Raw genomic sequence first — 21,125 nt, 5'->3', positions numbered from 1 at the left:
TCGACGGTTGCCCGAATACGACCTGCTCACCCGTATGTCACCTAAATGCGCCGAACGGGTGGACTTCGCCCTCTATTCCTCGATCGGAAGCGCGACGTCCGCCGCCGCGTCCGGCCCCTGTCCCAACAGGACGGCGAAGCCCTCCTCGTTCAGGACCGGAACCTTCAACTGCATCGCCTTTTCATACTTCGAGCCGGGATTGTCGCCCACCACAACAAAGGATGTCTTCTTCGAAACAGAGCCGGTCACCTTTGCTCCACGGCTCTGGAGTTCCTCCTTCGCCCCGTCCCGCGTGTGGTGTTCGAGCGTGCCCGTGACCACGACGGTGAGGCCTTCGAGCGGCCGGGGTCCCTCGTCCTCGCCCGCGCCCTCGTCCTCCATCGGGACTCCGGCCGCCTTCCACTTGCGGATGATCTCGCGGTGCCAGTCCTCGGCGAACCATTCCTTGACCGAGGTCGCGATGATCCCGCCGACCCCGTCGACCGCGGCGAGTTCCGCCTCGGTGGCCTGCTCGATGCGGTCGACGGACCGGAACTCGCGGGCCAGCGCCTCGGCGGCCACCGGGCCCACATGGCGGATGGAGAGCCCGTTGAGGAACCGGGCGAGCGGACGCGTCCGCGCCTCGGCGATCTTCTCCAGCAGAGCAAGCGTGTTCTTCTTGGGCTCGCCCTTCTGGTTGGCGAAGACCGTGACGACCTTCTCCTCGCCGGTCTTCGGGTCCCGCTTGGGCAGGCCGCTGTCGGAGTCGAGGACGTACGCCTTGATCGGGAGCAACTGCTCGACGGTGAGGTCGAAGAGGTCGCCCTCGTCGACCAGCGGCGGGGCCACGGGCTCCAGCGGCCGGGTCAGCGCCGCGGCGGCCACGTCACCGAAGTGGTCGATGTCCAGGCACTCCCTGCCCGCGAGATAGGAGACGCGCTCTCTCAACTGGGCCGGGCAGGAACGGCCGTTGGGGCAGCGCAGGTCGATGTCGCCTTCCTTCATGGCGCGCAGCGGCGTACCGCACTCGGGGCACTCGGCCGGCATCACGAACTCCCGCTCGCTGCCGTCGCGCAGGTCGGCCACCGGTCCGAGGATCTCGGGGATGACGTCACCGGCCTTGCGCAGCACCACCGTGTCCCCGATGAGGACGCCCTTGGCCTTCACCACCTCCTGGTTGTGCAGGGTGGCGAACTCGACCTCGGAGCCCGCGACCGTCACCGGCTCGACCTGCGCGTACGGGGTGACCCGGCCCGTACGGCCCACGCCGACGCGGATGTTGACGAGCTTGGTGTTGACCTCCTCGGGCGCGTACTTCCAGGCGATCGCCCAGCGGGGTGCGCGCGCGGTGGAGCCGAGCCGTCCCTGGAGGGGGATCTCGTCGAGCTTGACGACCACCCCGTCGATCTCGTGCTCCACGGAGTGGCGGTTCTCGCCGTAGAACGCGATGAACTCCCTGACGCCGTCGAGGTCGTCGACCACCTTGGCGTACCGGGTGGTCGGCAGTCCCCAGGAGTGCAGCAGGCCGTAGGCCTCGGAGAGCCGGCCCAGGCCCTCGAACCCCTCCAGGGCGCCGATGCCGTGGACGACCATGTGGAGCGGTCGGGTCGCGGTGACGCGCGGGTCCTTCTGCCGCAGCGAACCGGCCGCCGCGTTCCGGGGGTTGGCGAAGGGCTTGTCGCCCGCCGCCACCAGCCGGGCGTTGAGCTCCTCGAACTTGTCCATCGGGAAATAGACCTCGCCGCGGATCTCCACGAGGCCGGGGACGTGATCGCCGGTCAGACGGTCCGGGATCTCCGTGATCGTACGGACGTTGGGGGTGATGTCCTCGCCGGTGCGTCCGTCGCCGCGGGTGGCCGCGCGGGTGAGACGGCCGTGTTCGTACGTGAGGTTGACGGCGAGCCCGTCCACCTTCAGCTCGCACAGGAAGTGGTGGTCGGAGGCGCCCACGTCCTTGGCCACGCGCTCGGCCCACGCGGCCAGTTCCAGGTCGGTGAAGGCGTTGTCGAGCGACAGCATGCGCTGCCGGTGCGCCACGGAGGTGAACTCCGTGGCGTACGCCCCCGCGACCTTCTGGGTCGGCGAGTCCGGTGTCCGCAGCTCGGAGTACTCCTCCTCCAGCGCCTCCAGGGAACGCAGCAGCGTGTCGAACTCCGCGTCGCTGACGACGGGGGCGTCCCTCACGTAGTACCGGAAGCGGTGCTCCTCGATCTGCTCGGCGAGCCGCGCGTGCTGCTCCCGTGCCTCGGCGGGTACCGATGTGGGCTCTGCGTGCTCTTCGCCGGCCACCGTTGTGTCCTCCCGTTACTCTGGGTTGTCCGCGAGGGATCTCGCCGCCCGGACGCAGTGGGCCAGCGCCCTGCGCGCGAAGTCGGGGGAGGCCCCCGCGAGTCCGCACGACGGAGTGAGCGTGACCGTCTCCGCCAGAAGACCCGGCCGCAGCCCCAGCCTGCGCCACAGCGTCCTGACACCCATGACGCTACCGGCAGGGTCCGACAACGGGACGTCCACGCCGGGGACGACACCGGCGAACAGCCGCGTACCGCCCTCGACCGCCTCCCCGATCGCGTCGTCGTCACGCTCGGTGAGCAGGGAGAAGTCGAACGAGACCGCCGCAGCGCCCGCCCGGCGCAGCAGGGCGAAGGGCACGTCGGGCGCGCAGCTGTGGACGACGACGGGACCGCCCCCGTTCACCCCGATGACGTCCCGGAGCGTGGCCTCGGCGATCTGGCGGTCCACGGCGCGGTGGGTGCGGTAGCCGCTGGCGGTGGACACCCGGCCGCGGAGCACGGCGACCAGGGACGGCTCGTCGAGCTGAAGGACGAGTCGGGCCCCGGGGATGCGGCGGCGCACCTCGTCGAGGTGGAGGCGCAGGCCCTCGGTGAGCGATCCGGCCAGGTCGCGGCAGGCGCCGGGGTCGGAGAGGGCGGACTCGCCGTTCCTGAGCTCCAGGGCGGCGGCCAGGGTCCAGGGGCCGACGGCCTGCACCTTGAGCGGTCCCTCGTACCCCTGGGTGAACTCCTCCAGAGCGTCGAGGTCCTCCCCCAGCCAGGACCGGGCCCGTTTGGTGTCCCGGCCGGGCCGGTCCCCGAAGCGCCAGCCGCTGGGCTCCACGCGCGCGTACAGCTCGACGAGCATCCCCGCGGTCCGGCCGATCATGTCCGCCCCGGGCCCGCGCGCGGGCAGTTCGGCGAGGAAGGGGAAGTCCTCGAAGGAACCGGTGACGGTCTTGGCGGTCTCCCGCGCGTCACCGCCGGGCATGGACCCGATCCCGGTGGCGGCGCCGAACCTGAACTCGCTGTTTTCGCTCACCCCGGAAGCCTACGGAACCCCGCGACCGGGTCAGCCTCCCGGGCGCACCGTCAGATCGTTGACCTCGGCGTCCCGGGGCAGGTCGAGCGCCATCAGGATCGTCGTGGCCACCGAATCGGGGTCGATCCACTTCGAGGCGTCGTACTCCTTGCCCTCCTGCTGGTGGACCTTGGCCTGCATGGGGCCGGCGGTGCGGCCCGGGTAGACGGAGGTCACCCTGACCCCGGCCGCGTGCTCCTCGTGGCGCAGCGAGTCGGCGAGGGCCTTCAGACCGTGCTTGGAGGCGGCGTAGGCGGACCAGTCGGCGTGGGCGGTGAGCCCGGCGCCGGAGTTCACGAAGATCACGTGTCCCTGGGAGAGGCGCAGCTGGGGCAGGAAGTGGCGGGTCAGCTCGGCGGGGGCGATCAGATTGACGTTGAGCTGGTGGCGCCAGGACTTCGGGGTCAGTTCGCCGACCGGGCCGAGGTCGACCACGCCCGCGATGTGCAGTAGGGAGTCGACGCCGCCGGGGAGCGTCTGGTGCGAGAACGCCCAGGAGAGCTTGTCGGGGTCCGCCAGGTCACCGACCAGGGTCTTCGCTCCGGGGAACGCGGCGGCCAGGTCCTTCGCGCGGCCGGCGTCGCGCGCGTGGAGCACGAGTTCGTCCCCGCGCGCGTGCAGACGGCGGGCGACGGCCGCGCCGATGCCGGAACCGGCCCCGGTGATCACATGTGTAGCCATGGACGCCATGCTCGCATCACCGGGCACCGGTCCCGAAACCGCGGAGCACGTGCCAGGCGTCGCCGGGCAGACGCGACTTTGCGGACACGACCTGGGGCCGGCGTCTCAGCGGGTGCCGGCGCTCTCCTCCAGGTAGGCCAGCGCCCCGACCGGCTCCTCGGCGAAGAACACCAGGTCGGTGAGCGGAACGGGCAGGAAGCCCTCGGCGTCCATGCGGAGGAACTGCTCCCTGAGGCCGTCGTAGAAGCCGGCCGTGTTGAGCAGGACCACGGGCTTGTCGGTCTTCCCGTGCTTCTTGAGCTCCAGGATCTCGGTCGCCTCGTCCAGGGTGCCGGTGCCGCCGACCATGACGACCACCGCGTCGGCCTTCGCCAGGAGCACGGCCTTGCGCTCGGCCAGGTCACGCGCGACGACCATCTCGTCGGCGCCGGGGCGGGCCTTGGCGGACAGGAAGTCCACGGAGACGCCGACCAGCCGTCCGCCCGCCTGCTGCACGCCGTCGGCGACGACCTTCATCAGCCCGACGTCGGAGCCGCCCCACACGAGCGTGTGGCCGCCCTTGCCGAGGAGTTCGGCGAACTCCCGCGCGGGGCGCGTGTAGCGGTCGTCGAGGTCGGCGGCGGAGAGGAAGACACAGATGTTCATGGCTTCACCGTAGCCGGGAACGAATCGGGGCCCGCGAGCGCTTTCCCTGTATGGCTGAAGGACACACGATCACCATCGAGCAGGAAGCGCGGCACGTCCGCGTCGTGCACGGCGGCCAGGTCCTGGCGGAGAGCGACCGCCCCCTGGTGCTGCGCGAGACGGGCTGTCCGGTGCGCTACTACCTCCCGCCCGAGGACGTCCGGCTGGATCTGCTGACGCCCTCCGAAACCCACACGTACTGCCCGTTCAAGGGCACGGCGTCCTACTGGTCCCGTCCCGGCGCCGCCGATCTGGTGTGGGCCTATCCCGATCCCAAGCCCGATGTCGACCGGATCAGGGACCACCTCTGCTTCTACGAGGCGGACGTGTCCTGAGTTCCGGCCGGGCGCGGGCGTGGTGACGCGATGAGTCGCCGCCGGCCCGGCAGTCTCTTCAGACATGGACAAGAAGACGATCTCGCGCGACGGGACCCCGATCGCGTACGAACGCCACGGTGACGGCCCCACGGTCGTCCTGGTCGGGGGCGCCATGTGCACGGGTGCCACGCTCGCGCCCCTCGCCGAGGCCCTCTCGGACCGCTTCGCCGCGGTCACCTACGACCGTCGGGGCCGCGGCGCCAGCGGCGACACGGCGCCGTTCGCGGTGGCCCGGGAGGTCGAGGACATCGCGGCGCTGATCGAGGTCTGCGGGGGCGGCGCGGCGCTGTACGGCATCTCCTCGGGGGGCGCGCTGGCCCTGGAGGCGGCCGCGAGCGGGCTGCCCGTCCGCGAAGTCGCGGTCTACGAGACACCGTTCGCCGTCGACGAGGCGGCCGGGGGGCAGCGCACGGAGTACACCCGGCGGCTGACCGAGCTGCTCGGGCAGGACCGGCGCGGTGACGCGGTCGAGCTGTTCCTGACCCTCGTGGGCACACCCCCGGAGATGATCGCCGGGGTGCGCATGTCCCACGCCTGGCCCGGCATGGAGGCCCTCGCGCCGACCCTGGCGTACGACGACGCGGCGATGGGCGGGAACCGGGTGCCGCGGGAACGGCTGGCCGCGTTGTCCGTGCCGCTGCTGTCGGTCGCCGGCGACGCGAGCCCGGCGTGGATGCGCGAGGCGGCCCGGACCGTCGCGGAGGCGGCGCCCCAGGGGTCGTACCGCACGCTGAAGGGACAGACACACATGGTCGATCCCGTGGTGCTGGCCCCGGTCCTGGCGGAGTTCTTCGACACGGACGCCTAAGGGCTGTCCCGTAATCCCCGGCGGGCGCACGACGACAGCTACGGCTCCCCCAAGCTCTTCGAGCAGGGGGGTGCCCCCACGCCGCGTTGTCGGATCGCCCGAATACGCCCAGTATGAGGACGACCCTCCGCCTTGCGATGCACCGCATCTGACGCCGCGCGCTGATCCACCGGGCATTACGGGACAGCCCTTAGGCCGTGCCCGGCTCTAGACGTCCGCCGTCGCGCGCGTGGTCGTCGCGATCGTCGCCGAGCCGACCACGCGGGTGTCCTCGTACAGGACGATCGCCTGGCCGGGGGCGACACCGCGGACCGGCTCGGTGAAGGAGACCCGCAGTTCGCCGTCCACCAGCTCGGCGTTCACCTCGGTCTCGCCGCCGTGGGCGCGGAGCTGGGCGGTGTAGGTGCCGGGTCCCGCCGGGGCCGCGCCGCACCAGCGGGGCTTGATCGCGGTCAGCGCGGACACGTCCAGGGAGGCGGCCGGGCCGACCGTGACCGTGTTGTTCACCGGTGAGATGTCCAGGACGTAGCGGGGCTTGCCGTCGGCGGCCGGGGTGCCGATGCGCAGTCCCTTGCGCTGGCCGATCGTGAAGCCGTACGCGCCCTCGTGGGTGCCGATCCTGACGCCGGCCTCGTCCACGATGTCGCCCTCGGCCTTGCCGAGCCGGCCCGCGAGGAAGCCCTGGGTGTCGCCGTCGGCGATGAAGCAGATGTCGTGCGAGTCCGGCTTCTTGGCGACGGCCAGGCCCCGCCGCTCGGCCTCGGCACGGATCTCGTCCTTGGTGGTGACCGTGTCGCCGAGCGGGAACAGGGCGTGGGCGAGCTGGCGGTCGTCCAGGACGCCGAGGACGTACGACTGGTCCTTGGCCATGTCGGAGGCACGGTGCAGCTCGCGCGTGCCGTCCTCGCGGACGATCACCTGCGCGTAGTGGCCGGTGCAGACCGCGTCGAAGCCGAGCGCGAGCGCCTTGTCCAGCAGGGCGGCGAACTTGATCTTCTCGTTGCAGCGCAGGCAGGGGTTCGGGGTGCGCCCGGCCTCGTACTCGGCGATGAAGTCGTCGACGACGTCCTCGCGGAAGCGCTCGGCGAGGTCCCAGACGTAGAACGGGATGCCGATGACGTCGGCGGCCCGGCGGGCGTCGCGCGAGTCCTCGATGGTGCAGCAGCCACGCGCACCGGTCCTGAACGACTGCGGGTTCGCCGAGAGGGCGAGGTGCACACCCGTCACGTCGTGCCCGGCCTCGGCGGCACGGGCGGCGGCTACGGCGGAGTCCACTCCGCCCGACATGGCGGCGAGGACGCGGAGGGGGCGCTGCGAGGTGTCAGTCATAACCCCTCCAGGGTACGGGGCCGCGGGAACCGGAGCCCGCGCATATCCGTTGAAGATCGCATGGGGGCGAAAAAGGGGAAGCCGGGAACGCCACGGAGCCGTGGGTCCAAGGGTGCCGGGGACGGGGACCAGCCGGTCGGGCGCCGGGTGCTGCTGGTCGGCGGTCTGGTGGCCGCCGTGAGCGCGGCGGGGCTCGCCCAGGAGAAGCTGTCCCACCTGTGGTGGCGGATGCCGGGTGTGGAGAAGGCCCGCGTCGCGGGGGCGGTGGACTTCCGGGGCGCGCGGTGGGTGGCGGCCTCGGCGGCGAACTGGCGACGGGCCGACCGCCCCGACGACTACGCGATAGACCGCGTGGTCGTCCATGTCACCCAGGGCGGTTTCGCGAGCGCCGTGCGGGCCTTCCAGGACCCCAAGCACGGGGCGGCCGCCCACTATGTCGTCCGCCGGGACGGTCATGTCACGCAGATGATCCGCGAGCTCGACGTGGCCTTCCACTCGGGCAACCGCGCCTACAACGAACGCAGCGTCGGCATCGAGCACGAGGGCTTCGTCGACCGCCCGTCCTCGTTCACGGCCGCGATGTACGAGGCCTCGGCGCGGCTGACGGCCGGGATCTGCGGGCGGTACGGCATCCCCGTGGACCGCGAGCACATCATCGGCCATGTCGAGGTGCCGGGCACGGACCACACGGACCCCGGACGGTACTGGGACTGGGACCGGTACATACGGCTCGTACGGCGGGCCCGGTCGGCGACGTCCTGACGAGGCCCGTCGGCCGCCGGAGAGGTCAGGTGAGGCCCGCCCTGCGTGCCCGTTCCACCGCCGGGCCGATCGCGCGGGCCACCGCCGCGACGTCCTCGCGGGTGGAGGTGTGGCCGAGGGAGAAGCGCAGGGTGCCCCGGGCGAGGTCCGGGTCGGTGCCGGTGGCGAGGAGGACATGGCTCGGCTGGGCGACCCCCGCCGTGCAGGCCGAGCCGGTGGAGCACTCGATGCCCTGCGCGTCGAGCAGCAGGAGCAGCGAGTCGCCCTCGCAGCCCGGGAACGTGAAGTGCGCGTTGGCGGGCAGCCGGCCGCCTGGCGCCGGGTCACCGCCGAGGATCGCGTCGGGCACGGCCTTGACGACGGCGTCGGCGAGGTCGTCGCGCAGGGCGCCGATCTCGGTGGCGAACCACTCCCGCCGCTCGGCGGCCAGCCGCCCGGCCACCGCGAAGGACACGACGGCGGGGACGTCGAGCGTGCCGGAGCGGACGTGGCGCTCCTGGCCGCCTCCGTGGAGCACGGGCACGGGGCTGTACTCACGGCCCAGAAGGAGGGCGCCGATGCCGTAGGGGCCGCCGATCTTGTGCCCTGACACCGTCATCGCGGCGAGGCCCGAGGCCGCGAAGTCGACGGGGACCTGGCCGAAGGCCTGGACCGCGTCGGCGTGCAGCGGGATCCCGAACTCGGCCGCGACGTCGGCCAGTTCACGGACCGGCATGATGGTGCCGATCTCGTTGTTGGCCCACATGACCGTGGCGAGGGCGACGTCGTCGGGGTTGCGGGCGATGGCCTCGCGCAGGGCGCCGGGGTGGACACGGCCGTACGCGTCGACGGGCAGGTACTCGACCGTGGCGCCCTCGTGCTCGCCGAGCCAGTGGACGGCGTCGAGGACGGCGTGGTGCTCGACGGGGCTCGCCAGAACGCGGGTACGGGCCGGATCGGCGTCCCTGCGGGACCAGTACAGGCCCTTCACCGCGAGGTTGTCCGCCTCGGTGCCGCCGGAGGTGAGGACCACCTCGCTGGGGCGCGCGCCCAGGGCGTCCGCCAGGCTTTCGCGGGCCTCCTCGACCGCACGCCGTGCCGTGCGGCCGGCGGCGTGGAGGGAGGAGGCGTTGCCCGTGACGGTCAGCCGGGCGGTCAGTGCCTCTACTGCTTCGGGAAGCATGGGCGTGGTCGCGGCGTGGTCGAGGTAAGCCATGGTGGGCTCGATTCTACGGGCCCGCTCCCCCTTGTCCCCGGCCGCCCGCCCGCCCCGGCCCGCGCGGGACGGCGGAGCGCTTCTCGGCGGCGCGCCCGGACCCTCGCGGCGGCCCCGGCGCCGCCCGCCCCGGTCCGTGCCCGGAGCCCCGGCTGCCGTGGCCGGCTCAGAAGCTCCAGGACACCGTGTTGTCGAACTGCATGAAGGCGACCAGGACGGCCAGGTCGGCGATTCCCAGGCCGAGGCCGAGGAAGGCGCGGCCCCGGCGGGCCGTTCCGCGCCAGAGGGCGACGGAGGCGAGGGCGATGGCGACGGGGCCGAGGAAGACGTTCAGCACGAGCAGGCCGAGCAGGCCGAGGACGAAGGAGGCGACGGCCATGCCGTCCGCGTCCTTGACGCCGGTACGACGCGCGGCGGGCGCGTCGGCGGTGCGGGGCGCCTCGGTGGTGCGGGTGTTGCCTGAGATACGGGTGGTGCGGGTCGTGCCGGTGGTGTGTGCGGTGAGTTCCATGACGTGAGTCAGCTCCCAACGGTCGGTCGGTGCGGGGTGGGACCAACAACCGGTCGGCAAAGGTGCGGGACCAACGGTCAGTTGGCGGAGGAGTGGCGTCGGCGGGCCCCGCGCTCACGCAGCGCGAAGACGATCAGCCAGACGCCGATGACGGCCGCCGCGGCGAGGCTGACGGTCAGCGGCGCGTGCGCCACGGAACCCATCACAACGCCGAGCAGCAGGAGTGCGGCGACGAGGAACAGCATGAGATGCCTCTCGAAGGAGTCTCGAAGTCCGGTCCTGGAACGTCCGGGACCTCAACGGTGAGGGCCCGATGTTTCCGGGACTTGACGGCTCGGTGAACGGTTGTAGTAACACTTGTTCACTGACTCTTGAGTCTAGCGCGCTCCACGGCTTTAAAATTCCAGAGAACAGTTGTTAACTGCATGGCATGAGTCACACTCTCGGCATCCGCCAGGCGCAGAAGCAGAAGACCCGGCAGGCGCTGCTGGACGCGGCGTTGGGGCTTCTGGAGGACCAGAGCCTGAGCAGCCTGGGGCTGCGCGAGGTCACCCGCGCCGTCGGAGTCGCTCCGACCGCCTTCTACCGGCACTTCCGCTCGACGGCGGATCTCGGTGCGGCGCTGGTCGAGGAGGCGCTCGGGAGTCTGCACCCGATGATCGAGGACATCGTGTCCACGGCCGGCGACAGCGACGAACGCATCGGCCGGGCCGTGGAACTGATCGCCCGCCACGTCGGGGCGCACCCGGCGCACGTCCGTTTCATCGCGCGCGAGCGGCACGGCGGGGTCCAGCCGGTGCGGGACGCGATCCGTGAGCAACTGGCCCGGTTCGCCGAGGAGGTCCGCGACGCGCTGGCCGAGCACCCCGAGTCGGCGGGGTGGAGCCAGGACGATCTGCTGATGCTGGCGGGACTGTATGTCGACCACATGCTGATGGCGGCCTCGGCGTTCCTGGAGGCGCTGGACGGCTCCGAGGCGGAGCGCGAGCGGGTGGCCGGGGTCGCGAGCCGTCAGATGCGGCTGATCAGCATCGGCCGCCGCCACTGGCTCGGCTGACCACCGCCACCGGCTCGGCCGACCCCGGCGGCTCGGCTGACCGCAAACGCCACCAACTCGGCCGGCCCCGGCCGCCACCGGCTCGGCCGGGCCGCCCGCGACGACCGGGCCCCGGCCCTCCGGCACGGGCTCAGCCCCGGCACTCCGGCCCCGGCCCCCGACCTCCGGGCTCAGCCTTGGCTCTGGCCCGTCCGGCCGCCGCCGGGTCCGCCGCAGCCGCCCTGACCGCCGCCCGTGCCACCACCGGGGGCACCGCTCGGCATGCCCGAGGGGAACCCGGAGGGCGCCTTCCCGGTGGGCATGCCCGAGGGGGTGCCGGACCGCGAGGGCATGCCCGTGGGAGCGCCGCCGGGACGGCCGCCGGGCCCGCCGCTCGGCATCCCGGAGGGGCGGGTGCAGTTCTGCTCGCCGGAGCCGGTGCCGTCCGAGGACGACGACGCGTCGCCGGAGCCACAAGCCGCGAGGAGGGGCGAGAGCGCGAGGACGGCGACGAGGGGGACAAGTCGTGCACGACGGTTCATTGGGGCAACTCCCAGTCAAGTCAGGTGGATCGGCCGACGAGAGCCGGACGAGCGGGAGCCAGAGCACCAGATCCAGGTAGGGCCCCGCTGTGCCGCGCCTGTGTCTTCCTGTGCGGCACGGGCCCCGCGCCGGGCCTCAACCCCCCTCGTACACCGCGCTGATGGCCGCCGCCGTCGCCGCCAGTTCCTGCCGGGCCTCGGCCGGCGCGAGGACCTCCAGCGCGTCCCCGAAGGCCAGCAGCGTGCGGGTCTCGCGCACCGAGCCGAGGGAGAGACGCGCGGTCGCCCACTCGCCCGCGCCGTCGTCCTCGGGCAGCTCGGCGAGGGAGGCCGCGTGGAGGCGTACGAACATGTCGAGACGGGAGCGCCGTACCCGGACCGTGACATCCACGCCTCCCGGCCGCTCCTCGACCTGGCGGCGCAGCACCTCCCAGGCGTCGGCGAGTTCGACGCCCGGACGACGCAGGACCGGGTCGGGCAGCAGGGTCGCCGAGCGGACCCGGTCGGCGCGGAAGAGCCGCGGTTCACCGCGCCGGTCGGCGACCAGGTACCAGACGCCGGCCTTGGAGACGAGGCCGTACGGGTCGACGGTGTAGGTGCGCGGTTCGGCGTCGCCGCCGTGGCGGTAGCGCAGCCGCAGCCGGCGGTCGGAGAAGACGGCGTCCTGCAACACGTCCAGATCGGCGGCCCGTCGGGGGCCGCCCTTCCAGCGGGTCGCGTCGACGAGGACCCGCCGGCTGGTGACCTCGGCGGCCGGCCGGAACGGCGCGGGCAGCGCGGCCATCACCTTGCGCAGCGCCGAGCCGAGCGCCGCGTCCAGGCCGAGCGCGGCGTGGGCGCCCTGCGCGGCCAGGATGAACAGCGACCGGGACTCGTCCGCGGTCAGTCCCGTGACGTCCGTACGGAATCCGGCGAGCAGTTCGATCCCGCCGTGCCGCCCGCGTTCGGCGTACACCGGGACGCCGGAGGCGGACAGGGCCTCGATGTCCCGGTAGATGGTGCGCACCGACACCTCCAGCCGGTCGGCGAGTTCGTGCGCCGGGACCCGGCCGCGGGTCTGGAGCAGCAGCAGGATCGAGAGGAGGCGGTCTGACTTCACGCGCCCAGGATCGCGCCCCGCGGAGACGGTCCGCAAATGCTGACGGAAACTGTCAGGTTATGGGCCGAGGGTGGGGGCACACCGAGACACGGAAGAGGTAGTCATGAACGCCATGGACCCCCGCCCCCTGTATGCCCGCGCCGCCGCCCAGATCGCCTCGCTCGTCGCGACCGTCCGGCCGGAGCAGCTGGACGGGCCCACCCCGTGCGCCGAGTTCGACGTACGGCTGCTGCTGTCGCACCTGGTCGGGGGCACGCGGCGGATCGCCGTGATCGGGGAGGGCGGCGACGGGCTCGCGGTGCGGCCGTTCGCCGACGGTGTGCCGGACGACGGCTGGGCGGCCGCGTACGACGAGGTCAGGACGCGGGTCGGGGAGGGCTGGGCGGACGACGCGCGGCTGGACGCGCCGGTGACGGTGCCCTGGGGCGAGGCGACCGGACGCATCGCGCTGGCCGGGTACGTCATGGAGGCGGTCACGCACACCTGGGATCTCTCGGAGGCGCTCGGCCGGCCCCTCGAACTCGACCAGGAACTGGCCGAGTTCGCGCTCATGATCGCCGAGCGGGTGCTGCCCGACGAGGGGCGCGAGGACCCCGCGCTGCCGTTCGGCGCGGTGGCGCCGGCCGCCGAGGGCACCGACGCCTACGGACGGCTCGCGGCCTGGACGGGCCGCACCCCGCTGGTGACCGCCTGACACCCCCGGGAGCCCGCGTCGACCCCACGGCCTGCCCACCGAGTCGGACAGGAGGAGACTGCGGGCCTCGCGGGTCGGGCAGGCGGCACTGAAGGACCCGCAGGGCTCGCTGGTCGGGCGGGTCCCGCACGCGGCCCGGAGGGAATCGTGGGGCTCAGGCGAGGCGGGCGCGGGCGAGTTGGCGGGACTGGGCGACCAGGCGGTCGGCGCTGTCCCAGACCTCCGCGTCCTCCTCCAGGAAGCCCCCGGCGAGATTGCGCGTGGTGATCGACACGCGTAGCGGGCCGGGCGCCGGACGGCAGCGGACGTGCACGGTCAGCTCGACGGTCGGGACCCAGCCGGAGAGGCCGATCTCGAAGGCCGTCGGCGGCAGCGCGTCGACCGCGAGGAGCAGCGAGAGCGGATCCGCGTCGCGGCCGTCGGCGAGTCCGAACCACGACCGCATCTCGCCCTTTCCGGACGGAGCGCCGAGCGCCCAGCCGAGGGTCGCGGGGTCGAGCTTGAGGAACAGCCGGTCGGTGATCGCCGAGCTGCCGGGGATGGGCGCGGGGGCGTCCTGCGGGCCGAAGCACTGGTCCATGGGCGGGATCGCCGGCGGTACCGCTGTCGTGCGCACGTCGTCGGGCAGGGCGTCGAGATCGCCGTACGAGGCGAGCACGCGGATCCGCTCGATCTCGCGGCCCTCGTCGTCGTACTGGAACAGGGATGCCTGTCCGGTCGACAGCGTCCGGCCGGTGCGCACGACGTGCGTGCGGATGACCGCGGGGCCCGGCTGGGACGCGGTCAGATAGTGCGCGGAAACCGTGAACGGGTCGGAGTGCGGGAGGGCGTCGGCGAGCGCGCGGCCGAGCACGGCCAGCAGGTAGCCGCCGTTGACCGCGCTGATGATCGTCCACCCGGCGGAGAGGTCGACGTCGTAGACGCCGGCCCCGCGCGGGGTGACGGCTGTGTCCCGGTCGAACTCGCTGTCGCCGATCGTGGCCCGTACGGCCTGTACCGAAGCTGCTTCTGGCATACATGAACCGTACAACAGGAAATTACTAAGCGGTAGCTTTTGCTGAAATGACCGCAGTGACCCCCCGCCTTCCGGCCATCCAGGTGAGGATTCGGCAATTTCTTGTTAAGTGTCCGCAATCATCCGTGACCAATCGGTCCTGGATCTCCTCTGATGGGACATGAGCCTCACCGGGACAACGTTCCTTCTGACCTGCTTCGTGCTGTGTGCCTTCGCGCTTCTGCTGCCCCTGGTCCTGTGGTCCCGGGTGCCCGGACCTGGGCCCGTACGCGCCGCGAGCCGGCTTCTGATGCTGCTGTTCGCCCAGGGGACGGCGATCAGCCTGGTGTTCGTCCTCGTGAACAACGCCAACAACCTGTACGACAACTGGGCCGACCTCCTCGGCACCGGCAACCACGTCCAGCAGGCCGCCGACCTCGGCGTGGACGGCACCGGGGGGATCTCGCTGAAGACCCTGCCGAGGGTACGGCAGGTCTTCCGGCCGGCCGACGGACCGCACATGCGGCAGGCCGGCGGCGTGCGCGTCACCGACCTGAGGGGACGCGTGTCGGGGGTGAACGCCGAGGTCTACGTCTGGCTGCCGCCCCAGTACGACCAGCCCGCCTATCGGCACCGGAAGTTCCCCGTCGTGGAACTGTTCTCAGGATATCCGGGCTCCGCCAAGGCGTGGTTCGGATCCGCCCATGTGCACGAGCAGCTGCGTCCGATGATGCTCGCCGGACGCGTCGCGCCGTTCATCCTGGTCGCGCCGCGCACCAACCTGCTCGCCCGCGCGGACACCGGCTGCGCGAACATCCCGGGGACGGTGAACGCGGACAGCTGGCTCAGCATCGACGTGCCGCGGATGGTCACGGACAACTTCCGGGCCGAGTCCGGCGCGGACGGCTGGGCCACGGCCGGATACTCGGCCGGGGCGCACTGCGCCACCAAACTGGCCGTCGCCCACCCCGACCGCTACCGGGCCGCTGTCAGCATGTCCGGCTACAACGACCCCAAGGGTGAACGCAGCTCACTCGCCGGACGCAGCCCCGAACTGCGCCGTCTGAACAACCCCTATCTGCTGCTGCGCGCCGACCGCGTCCCCCCTCGGATCGGCCTCTACTTCTCGGGCGAGTCCGGTGACGGGTACCAGGCGGCCGCGGCGATCCAGGCGATCGCCAAACCGCCGACGGCCGTGGACGTGGTGCTGCTGCCGCGCAGCGCGGGCGGCCACGACATGGGGCTGTGGCGGCCCCAGGTGCCGGAGGTGTTCCGCTGGCTGACCGAGCAGTTCGACTCCGGGCGGAGGGCACCGGCGGGCGCGGGAGGCACCGCGGGCAGGACGCGCACGGCCCCGGGTACGGCGGGTGGACGCGACGGCACGGCGACCACCGGACGCGACGGCACGGTCACCACCGGAGGTGCCGGCACGGCGGCCGGCACCGACCGGATCAGGAGCTCTCGTCCTCGCGTACCGTCGACCGGCGGTTCCACGCGCGCGGAGCTCGCCAGTGGAACCGCATCGCGAGCAGGCGCAGCACGAAAGCCGTGACGATGGCGAGGCCGCTGGTGAACGGGGTGAGCGCGTCGTAGCGGATGCAGAGGACCACCATCGTGGCGCCGACGATCGCGGGAACCGCGTAGAGGTCGCGGTCCCAGCGCAGTAGCGAGGGGACCTCGTTGGCGAGGACGTCGCGCAGCACACCGCCGCCCACGGCGGTCGCGAGGCCGAGGGCGGCGGAGGCGGTCAGGCCGAGCCCGTAGTCGTACGCCTTGACGGTGCCGCTGACGCAGAACAGTCCGAGCCCGGCCGCGTCGAAGACGTTCACGCCGACCTGGATGCGTTCCACCTGCGGGTGCAGGAAGAACACGAGCAGGGCGGCGACGAGCGGTGTGGTGAAGTACCCCAGGTCCGTGAAGGCCGCCGGGGGGACCGCGCCGATGATGATGTCGCGCAGGAGCCCTCCGCCCAGCGCGGTGATCTCCGCGAGGACGGCGATGCCGAAGACGTCGAAGTTCTTGCGGACGGCCAGCAGGGCGCCGGAGATCGCGAAGACGAAGATGCCGATCAGGTCGAGCGTGTGCTGGACGGAGGGGCTGAACAGTTGCTGGAACACCCCCACATTCTCACCTGTCGCGGGGTGTGCGCCTTACGAAGGACGGGTCAGAGGGCGGGCTTGCCTGTGGTGAACAGCCAGGTCTGGAAGAGATCGTCGAGCTGCTGCCCGGAGATCTTCTCGGCCAGGGCGATGAACTGGGCGGTGCTCGCGTTGCCGTACCGGTGCAGCTTCGTCCAGGCGGGCAGCAGCTTGAAGAAGGCCGTGTCGCCGATGCGCTCGCGCAGCATCTGGAGCGTCATCGCGCCCCGCTGGTAGACCGCGGAGGCGAACATCGTGTCGCGCTGCGGGTCGGCGACCGTGGTCTGCCAGAAGGCGGAGTCCGCGGGCCGCTGGTTGTACCCGGCGAGGAACGAGTCGTGCGCCGACCGGGTGCCCTTGTGCTCGGCCCACAGCCACTGGGCGTAGGTCGCGAAGCCCTCGTTCAGCCAGATGTCCTTCCAGTGCGCGACCGAGACGGAGTCGCCGAACCACTGGTGGGCCAGCTCGTGCACGATGGTCGTCTCCGAACGCACCGCCGAGTACGCGGGCTTCGACTGGACCTCCAGCGAGAAGCCGGCCTCGGGCATGTCGTCGACGATGGCCCCGGTCTCCTCGAACGGGTACGGGCCGAACAGCTGCGACCAGTAGTCGGTGGCCTCGGCGGTGACGGCGTACACGTCGACGCTGTTGCTGTTCGCCAGCACCGGGTCGATGGCGACGTAGATCGGGGTCCCGGCCGGGGTCTTCCCGGTCCGCACGTCGAACTTCCCGATGGTCGCCGTCGCGAGGTAGGTGGCCATGGGCCGGCTCTCGCGCCAGTGCGTGACCGTCACGGCGCCCTTGTCCCGGGTCGATATCAGGCGTCCGTTGGAGACCCCCGTCAGGCCCTTGGGCGCCGTGATGCGGATGTCGTAGGTCGCCTTGTCGGAGGGGTGGTCGCTGGAGGGGAACCAGGTGGAGGCCGCGTTGGGCTCACAGGCGACGAAGACGCCGTCCGGGGTCTTCATCCACCCGTAGTCGGAGCCGAAGACGATCGGGCCGTTCAGGGCCTCGGGGACGCCGCCGTAGGTGACGGTCACCGTGAAGTCCTTGCCCCGGGCCAGCGGGCCGCGCGGGGTGATGTGGATCTCGTCGCCCTCCCGCGTGAAGCGGGCCGCTCTGCCGTTCACCTCGATCCTGGTGACGTCCAGCTTCTGGAGGTCGAGGTCGAAGGCGGAGAGGTTCTGGGTGGCGCGGGCGGTGAGGGTGGTGCGGCCGTCGAGACGGTCGGTGTCGGGGTTGTACGCCACGTCCAGGGCGTAGTGGCGGGCGTCGAAGCCGCCGTTGCCGAGCTCGGGGAAGTACGGGTCACCGATGCCGGCCGCGCCGGGGGTGGGGGCGGAGGAGGCGGCGACGAGGAAGAAGGAGGCTGCCGCGGTGGCGAGCGAGCCTAAACGTGCCGAACGGGAGAGTGCCATTTCGCGTCCCTTTCGTACGTGTGCCGATCGTTTCCGATCAGACGGACACGCAGGACTCTGCACTCTCCCGTTCGGGCATGTTCATGACTTTGCCAAGTCGTCACGGCCTACTTGCCGGTTGACTCCTGACGATCGGCTTCCGCACCCTCGGACGCCGACGCGGAGCCGGCCTCGTCCGTGGCGGCGGTCTGCTCGGCGGTGGCGGCCTCCTCGTCCTTGGCGGCGAGCTCGGCCGGAGCCTTGCCCGACACCTCGGCGGATTCCACGCCGGACACCAGCTCGACCGCCTCGCGCGCGGCCGAGAGCAGGACGATGTCCTGCGGAGCCTGGTCCGGGGCGTTCTCCGGGTGGTGGCAGGCGACACGCTGACCGGGCTTCAGCTCGATGAGCGGCGGCTCGGTCGTCTTGCAGACCTGCGTGGCCTTCCAGCACCGGGTGTGGAACCGGCAGCCGCTCGGCGGCGCGATCGGCGAGGGAACGTCACCCTTGAGCAGGATCCGCTCGCTCTTGGCACCCCGGCGCTTGGGGTCCGGCACCGGCACGGCCGACATCAGGGCCTTGGTGTACGGGTGCATCGGCGCCTCGTACAGCGCGGAGCGGTCCGCGAGCTCGACGATCTTGCCGAGGTACATCACCGCGATGCGGTCCGAGACATGGCGCACGACGGAGAGGTCGTGAGCGATGATCACGTACGTCAGACCGAGCTCGGACTGAAGGTCGTCCATCAGGTTCACGACCTGCGCCTGGATCGACACGTCGAGCGCCGAGACCGGCTCGTCCGCCACGACGAGCTTCGGCTTCAGGGCGAGCGCGCGGGCGATGCCGATGCGCTGGCGCTGGCCGCCGGAGAACTCGTGCGGGTAGCGGTTGTAGTGCTCGGGGCTCAGACCCACCAGCTCCAGGAGCCGCTGGACCTCCCGCTTCACACCGCCCTCGGGCTCGACGTTCTGGAGCCGGAACGGCGCCGAGACGATCGAACCGATGGTGTGACGGGGGTTCAGCGACCCGTACGGGTCCTGGAAGATCATCTGGATGTCACGGCGCAGCGGGCGCATCTTCGAGGCGCTGAGCCGGGTGATGTCCTGGCCCTCGAACTCGATGGTGCCGCCGGTCGGGTCCTGGAGACGGGTGATGACCCGGCCCATGGTCGACTTGCCGCAGCCGGACTCGCCGACGACGCCGAGCGTCTCGCCCTTGCGGACCTCGAAGTCGATGCCGTCGACCGCCTTGACCGCGCCGACCTGCCGCTGGAGAACGCCCTTCCGGATGGGGAAGTGCTTCTGCAACCCTTGGACCCTCAGGAGGACCTCACGGTTCTCCGAGGACTTCGCGCGGTGCGCGGGAGCCGCGGCCTGCTGCGGAATCACCGCGCCGGCGCCGTCCGTCTTGTTGTTCTCGCTCACAGCTTCGGCGCAATCTCTTCGGTCCAGATCCGCGTGCGGTCCTCCTGCGAGAGGTGGCAGGCGGTGTAGTGGCCGCTGCCGATCAGCTGGAGTTCGGGGCGCACGGTGCGGGTGACATCGCCCTTGGGCAGGTCCGCGTACGGGCAGCGCGGGTGGAAGGCGCAGCCCGAGGGGACGTTGATGAGGCTCGGCGGCTGGCCCTTGACGGGAATGAGCCGCTCGGACGTCTCACGGTCGATACGGGGCATCGAGCCGAGCAGACCCCAGGTGTACGGGTGCTGCGGCTGCTCGAAGACCCGCTCGACGGAGCCGCGCTCCACGCACCGGCCGCCGTACATCACGAGGACGTCGTCGGCGATCTCGGCCACCACACCCAGGTCGTGGGTGATCAGGACGACCGCGGAGCCGAACTCCTTCTGGAGGTCGCGGATGAGGTCGAGGATCTGCGCCTGGACGGTGACGTCGAGGGCGGTCGTCGGCTCGTCCGCGATGAGCAGCTCGGGGTTGTTGACGAGCGCCATGGCGATCATCGCGCGCTGACGCATACCGCCCGAGAACTCGTGCGGGTAGCTGTCGACGCGCTTGCCCGGCTCGGGGATGCCCACGCGGTCGAGCATCTCGATCGCCCGCGTGCGGGCGACCTTCTTGCTGACCTTGTGGTGGGTGCGGTACGCCTCCACGATCTGGCTGCCGATCGTGTAGTACGGGTGCATCGCCGACAGCGGGTCCTGGAAGATCATCGCCATCTCGCGGCCGCGGAGCTTGCGCACCTCGTCCGGGTCGGCGTTGACCAGTTCCTTGCCGCCGAGCCAGATCTCGCCCGACATCCGGACGTTCTTGCCGCGCGCGCCGAGGCGGTGCAGGCCCATGATCGCCAGCGAGGTCACGGACTTGCCGGAACCCGACTCGCCCACGACGCAGAGGGTCTTGCCCTTCTCCACCGAGAAGCTGAGCCCGTCGACGGACTTGACCAGACCGTCGTCGGTCGGGAAGTGGACCTTGAGGTCGCGCACTTCGAGGAAGGCGCTCGGGGCGTCCGAGGGCGAGGAGACGGGCTCGCCGACCGCGGCGCCGGTCTTTGACAGTTCGGTCACGAGAGCCTCACCCGCGGGTCGGCGGCAGCGTAGAGCATGTCCACCAGAAGATTTGCGATGACAACGAAGAATGCGGCGAGAAGGGTCACGCCGAGGATCTGCGGCAGGTCGTTGTCCGTGATGCCGTCCACCGCGTACTCACCGACACCGTGCAGAGAGAACACGCTCTCGGTGATCACGGCCCCGCCGAGCAGCAGACCGAGGTCCATGCCGAAGACGGTGATGATCGGGGTGAGGGCGGCGCGCAGTCCGTGCCGGACCACGACCTTCCTCTCGCGCAGGCCCTTGGCACGGGCCGTGCGGATGAAGTCCTCGTTCATCGTCTCCAGCATGCCCGAGCGGGTGAGCCGCGCGTAGATGGCGGAGTACAGGAGCGCGAGCGAACACCACGCGGGGAACAGCGTGTTGGCCCACTGCGCGGGGTTGTCCATGAACGGGACGTAGGTGCGGCCGAAGATCGGCCACTTGTAGGTGAAGAGCAGCAGCGCCAGGTTGCCCGTGAAGAACATGGGCAGCGAGACACCGGCGAGCGCGACACCCATGAAGGTGCGGTCGAAGATCGAGCGCGGCTTGAGCGCGGAGACCACGCCGACGGCCACACCCGACACCAGCCACATCACCGCGGCACCCGCGGCGAGCGACAGGGTGATCGGAAGACGCGAGGTGAGCTGCGGCCACACGGCCTGGTGCGTCTTGAAGGAGTACCCGAAGCACGGCGCGTCGCAGTGCACCGTGGTGGGGCCCAGGTCATAGGTGGCGCCAGTGACGATCCCCTTGATGAAGTGCCAGTACTGGACGTAGACGGGCTGGTCCAGACCGAGATTGTGCTTGACCGCGATGATGTCGGCCTTCGTCGGGCTCTTCCCGATGTACTGCTGCGCGAGCTGGTCGGCGGTCTGGCCGGCCAGTCGTGGCAGCAGGAAGAAGATGGCGAAGGTGACCGCGGAGACGACCAGGAGCAGGATCGCTGCCGCTGCCGTCCGACGGAGGATGTACGAGATCACGGGGATCGGCGCTGGTGCCCGCGGGC

22 protein-coding genes are annotated in these 21,125 nt (G+C 71.4%); 6 read left to right on the top strand and 16 right to left on the bottom strand.

Annotation, left to right across the window (positions count from 1 at the left end; translation table 11 throughout):
- Positions 1-72 precede the first annotated feature (72 nt).
- From ligA to ACZ4AA_RS28465, 4 genes are all read right to left on the bottom strand, one after another.
- Positions 73-2,268 (bottom strand): NAD-dependent DNA ligase LigA, encoded by a 2,196-nt coding sequence (gene ligA, locus ACZ4AA_RS28480; RefSeq protein ID WP_467609078.1) that lies wholly within the window; start codon positions 2,266-2,268, stop codon positions 73-75.
- A gap of 15 nt (positions 2,269-2,283) precedes the next feature.
- Entirely contained in the window at positions 2,284-3,291 is a 1,008-nt protein-coding gene (locus ACZ4AA_RS28475) for a methionine synthase (RefSeq protein WP_467609075.1), read from the bottom strand.
- A gap of 30 nt (positions 3,292-3,321) precedes the next feature.
- Positions 3,322-4,020 carry an SDR family oxidoreductase gene (locus ACZ4AA_RS28470; RefSeq protein WP_467609073.1) on the bottom strand — a complete coding sequence of 233 codons (699 nt, stop codon included), beginning with the start codon at positions 4,018-4,020 and terminating at the stop codon, positions 3,322-3,324.
- Positions 4,021-4,116: 96 nt separating this feature from the next.
- On the bottom strand, positions 4,117-4,656 hold the full coding sequence (locus ACZ4AA_RS28465; protein WP_467609071.1) for an LOG family protein: 540 nt from the start codon (positions 4,654-4,656) through the stop codon (positions 4,117-4,119).
- A 50-nt stretch (positions 4,657-4,706) separates the two neighbouring features.
- Between ACZ4AA_RS28465 and ACZ4AA_RS28460 the strand changes: the two genes are divergently transcribed.
- Both ACZ4AA_RS28460 and ACZ4AA_RS28455 read left to right on the top strand, forming a co-directional pair.
- Positions 4,707-5,030 carry a DUF427 domain-containing protein gene (locus tag ACZ4AA_RS28460; protein WP_467609069.1) on the top strand — a complete coding sequence of 108 codons (324 nt, stop codon included), beginning with the start codon at positions 4,707-4,709 and terminating at the stop codon, positions 5,028-5,030.
- 64 nt (positions 5,031-5,094) lie between these two features.
- On the top strand, positions 5,095-5,880 hold the full coding sequence (locus ACZ4AA_RS28455) for an alpha/beta fold hydrolase (protein ID WP_467609067.1): 786 nt from the start codon (positions 5,095-5,097) through the stop codon (positions 5,878-5,880).
- A 207-nt stretch (positions 5,881-6,087) separates the two neighbouring features.
- On the opposite strand, the gene mnmA is transcribed toward ACZ4AA_RS28455, so the two are convergent.
- Entirely contained in the window at positions 6,088-7,209 is a 1,122-nt protein-coding gene (gene mnmA, locus ACZ4AA_RS28450; protein ID WP_467609065.1) for a tRNA 2-thiouridine(34) synthase MnmA, read from the bottom strand.
- Positions 7,210-7,269: 60 nt separating this feature from the next.
- Between mnmA and ACZ4AA_RS28445 the strand changes: the two genes are divergently transcribed.
- The gene (locus tag ACZ4AA_RS28445; protein WP_467609063.1) at positions 7,270-7,971 is read left to right on the top strand and encodes an N-acetylmuramoyl-L-alanine amidase; all 702 of its coding nucleotides are present in this window, start codon (positions 7,270-7,272) and stop codon (positions 7,969-7,971) included.
- Between the two features lie 25 nt (positions 7,972-7,996).
- Here ACZ4AA_RS28445 and ACZ4AA_RS28440 read toward each other — a convergent pair whose 3' ends face one another.
- The 3 genes from ACZ4AA_RS28440 to ACZ4AA_RS28430 form a co-directional block, all read right to left on the bottom strand.
- Entirely contained in the window at positions 7,997-9,166 is a 1,170-nt protein-coding gene (locus tag ACZ4AA_RS28440) for a cysteine desulfurase family protein (protein ID WP_467609061.1), read from the bottom strand.
- A gap of 166 nt (positions 9,167-9,332) precedes the next feature.
- Positions 9,333-9,677 carry a DUF4190 domain-containing protein gene (locus tag ACZ4AA_RS28435; RefSeq protein ID WP_467609059.1) on the bottom strand — a complete coding sequence of 115 codons (345 nt, stop codon included), beginning with the start codon at positions 9,675-9,677 and terminating at the stop codon, positions 9,333-9,335.
- 77 nt (positions 9,678-9,754) lie between these two features.
- Positions 9,755-9,922 carry a hypothetical protein gene (locus ACZ4AA_RS28430; protein ID WP_339131743.1) on the bottom strand — a complete coding sequence of 56 codons (168 nt, stop codon included), beginning with the start codon at positions 9,920-9,922 and terminating at the stop codon, positions 9,755-9,757.
- A 185-nt stretch (positions 9,923-10,107) separates the two neighbouring features.
- Here ACZ4AA_RS28430 and ACZ4AA_RS28425 point away from each other — a divergent pair, with 185 nt between their 5' ends.
- Positions 10,108-10,734, top strand: a complete 627-nt coding sequence (locus ACZ4AA_RS28425) for a TetR family transcriptional regulator (protein WP_467609057.1) — start codon at positions 10,108-10,110, stop codon at positions 10,732-10,734.
- A 170-nt stretch (positions 10,735-10,904) separates the two neighbouring features.
- Here the strand turns inward: ACZ4AA_RS28425 and ACZ4AA_RS28420 are convergent, their stop codons facing one another.
- Complete coding sequence (locus tag ACZ4AA_RS28420) at positions 10,905-11,255, bottom strand: hypothetical protein (protein WP_467609055.1); 351 nt, start codon at positions 11,253-11,255, stop codon at positions 10,905-10,907.
- A gap of 136 nt (positions 11,256-11,391) precedes the next feature.
- Positions 11,392-12,354 (bottom strand): helix-turn-helix transcriptional regulator, encoded by a 963-nt coding sequence (locus ACZ4AA_RS28415; RefSeq protein WP_467609053.1) that lies wholly within the window; start codon positions 12,352-12,354, stop codon positions 11,392-11,394.
- Between the two features lie 103 nt (positions 12,355-12,457).
- Between ACZ4AA_RS28415 and ACZ4AA_RS28410 the strand changes: the two genes are divergently transcribed.
- Positions 12,458-13,048, top strand: coding sequence for a TIGR03086 family metal-binding protein (locus ACZ4AA_RS28410; protein WP_467609051.1), 591 nt, complete (start codon positions 12,458-12,460; stop codon positions 13,046-13,048).
- A gap of 154 nt (positions 13,049-13,202) precedes the next feature.
- Here ACZ4AA_RS28410 and ACZ4AA_RS28405 read toward each other — a convergent pair whose 3' ends face one another.
- Positions 13,203-14,063, bottom strand: a complete 861-nt coding sequence (locus ACZ4AA_RS28405) for a thioesterase family protein (protein WP_467609049.1) — start codon at positions 14,061-14,063, stop codon at positions 13,203-13,205.
- A 160-nt stretch (positions 14,064-14,223) separates the two neighbouring features.
- Here ACZ4AA_RS28405 and ACZ4AA_RS28400 point away from each other — a divergent pair, with 160 nt between their 5' ends.
- Positions 14,224-15,594, top strand: a complete 1,371-nt coding sequence (locus tag ACZ4AA_RS28400) for an alpha/beta hydrolase (protein WP_467609047.1) — start codon at positions 14,224-14,226, stop codon at positions 15,592-15,594.
- Here the strand turns inward: ACZ4AA_RS28400 and ACZ4AA_RS28395 are convergent.
- From ACZ4AA_RS28395 to ACZ4AA_RS28375, 5 genes are all read right to left on the bottom strand, one after another.
- A complete protein-coding gene (locus ACZ4AA_RS28395) occupies positions 15,494-16,159 on the bottom strand; it encodes a trimeric intracellular cation channel family protein (protein ID WP_467609045.1) in 666 nt (221 codons plus the stop codon). The two genes, ACZ4AA_RS28400 and ACZ4AA_RS28395, sit on opposite strands and share 101 nt — an antisense overlap.
- A gap of 47 nt (positions 16,160-16,206) precedes the next feature.
- The gene (locus ACZ4AA_RS28390; RefSeq protein ID WP_467609043.1) at positions 16,207-17,598 is read right to left on the bottom strand and encodes a M1 family metallopeptidase; all 1,392 of its coding nucleotides are present in this window, start codon (positions 17,596-17,598) and stop codon (positions 16,207-16,209) included.
- Positions 17,599-17,705: 107 nt separating this feature from the next.
- Positions 17,706-19,001, bottom strand: coding sequence for an ABC transporter ATP-binding protein (locus ACZ4AA_RS28385; RefSeq protein WP_467609041.1), 1,296 nt, complete (start codon positions 18,999-19,001; stop codon positions 17,706-17,708).
- Positions 18,998-20,095: an ABC transporter ATP-binding protein gene (locus tag ACZ4AA_RS28380; RefSeq protein ID WP_467609039.1), complete on the bottom strand. Its 1,098-nt coding sequence runs from the start codon at positions 20,093-20,095 to the stop codon at positions 18,998-19,000. Before ACZ4AA_RS28380 ends, ACZ4AA_RS28385 begins: the two co-directional genes overlap by 4 nt.
- Positions 20,092-21,099 (bottom strand): ABC transporter permease, encoded by a 1,008-nt coding sequence (locus ACZ4AA_RS28375; RefSeq protein WP_467609037.1) that lies wholly within the window; start codon positions 21,097-21,099, stop codon positions 20,092-20,094. The genes ACZ4AA_RS28380 and ACZ4AA_RS28375 overlap by 4 nt, the downstream gene beginning before the upstream one ends.
- Between the last annotated feature and the right edge of the window lie 26 nt (positions 21,100-21,125).

It is taken from the genome of Streptomyces sp. NPDC024698 (genome assembly GCF_055559015.1).
This window is presented reverse-complemented; position numbering and strand designations above follow the sequence as displayed.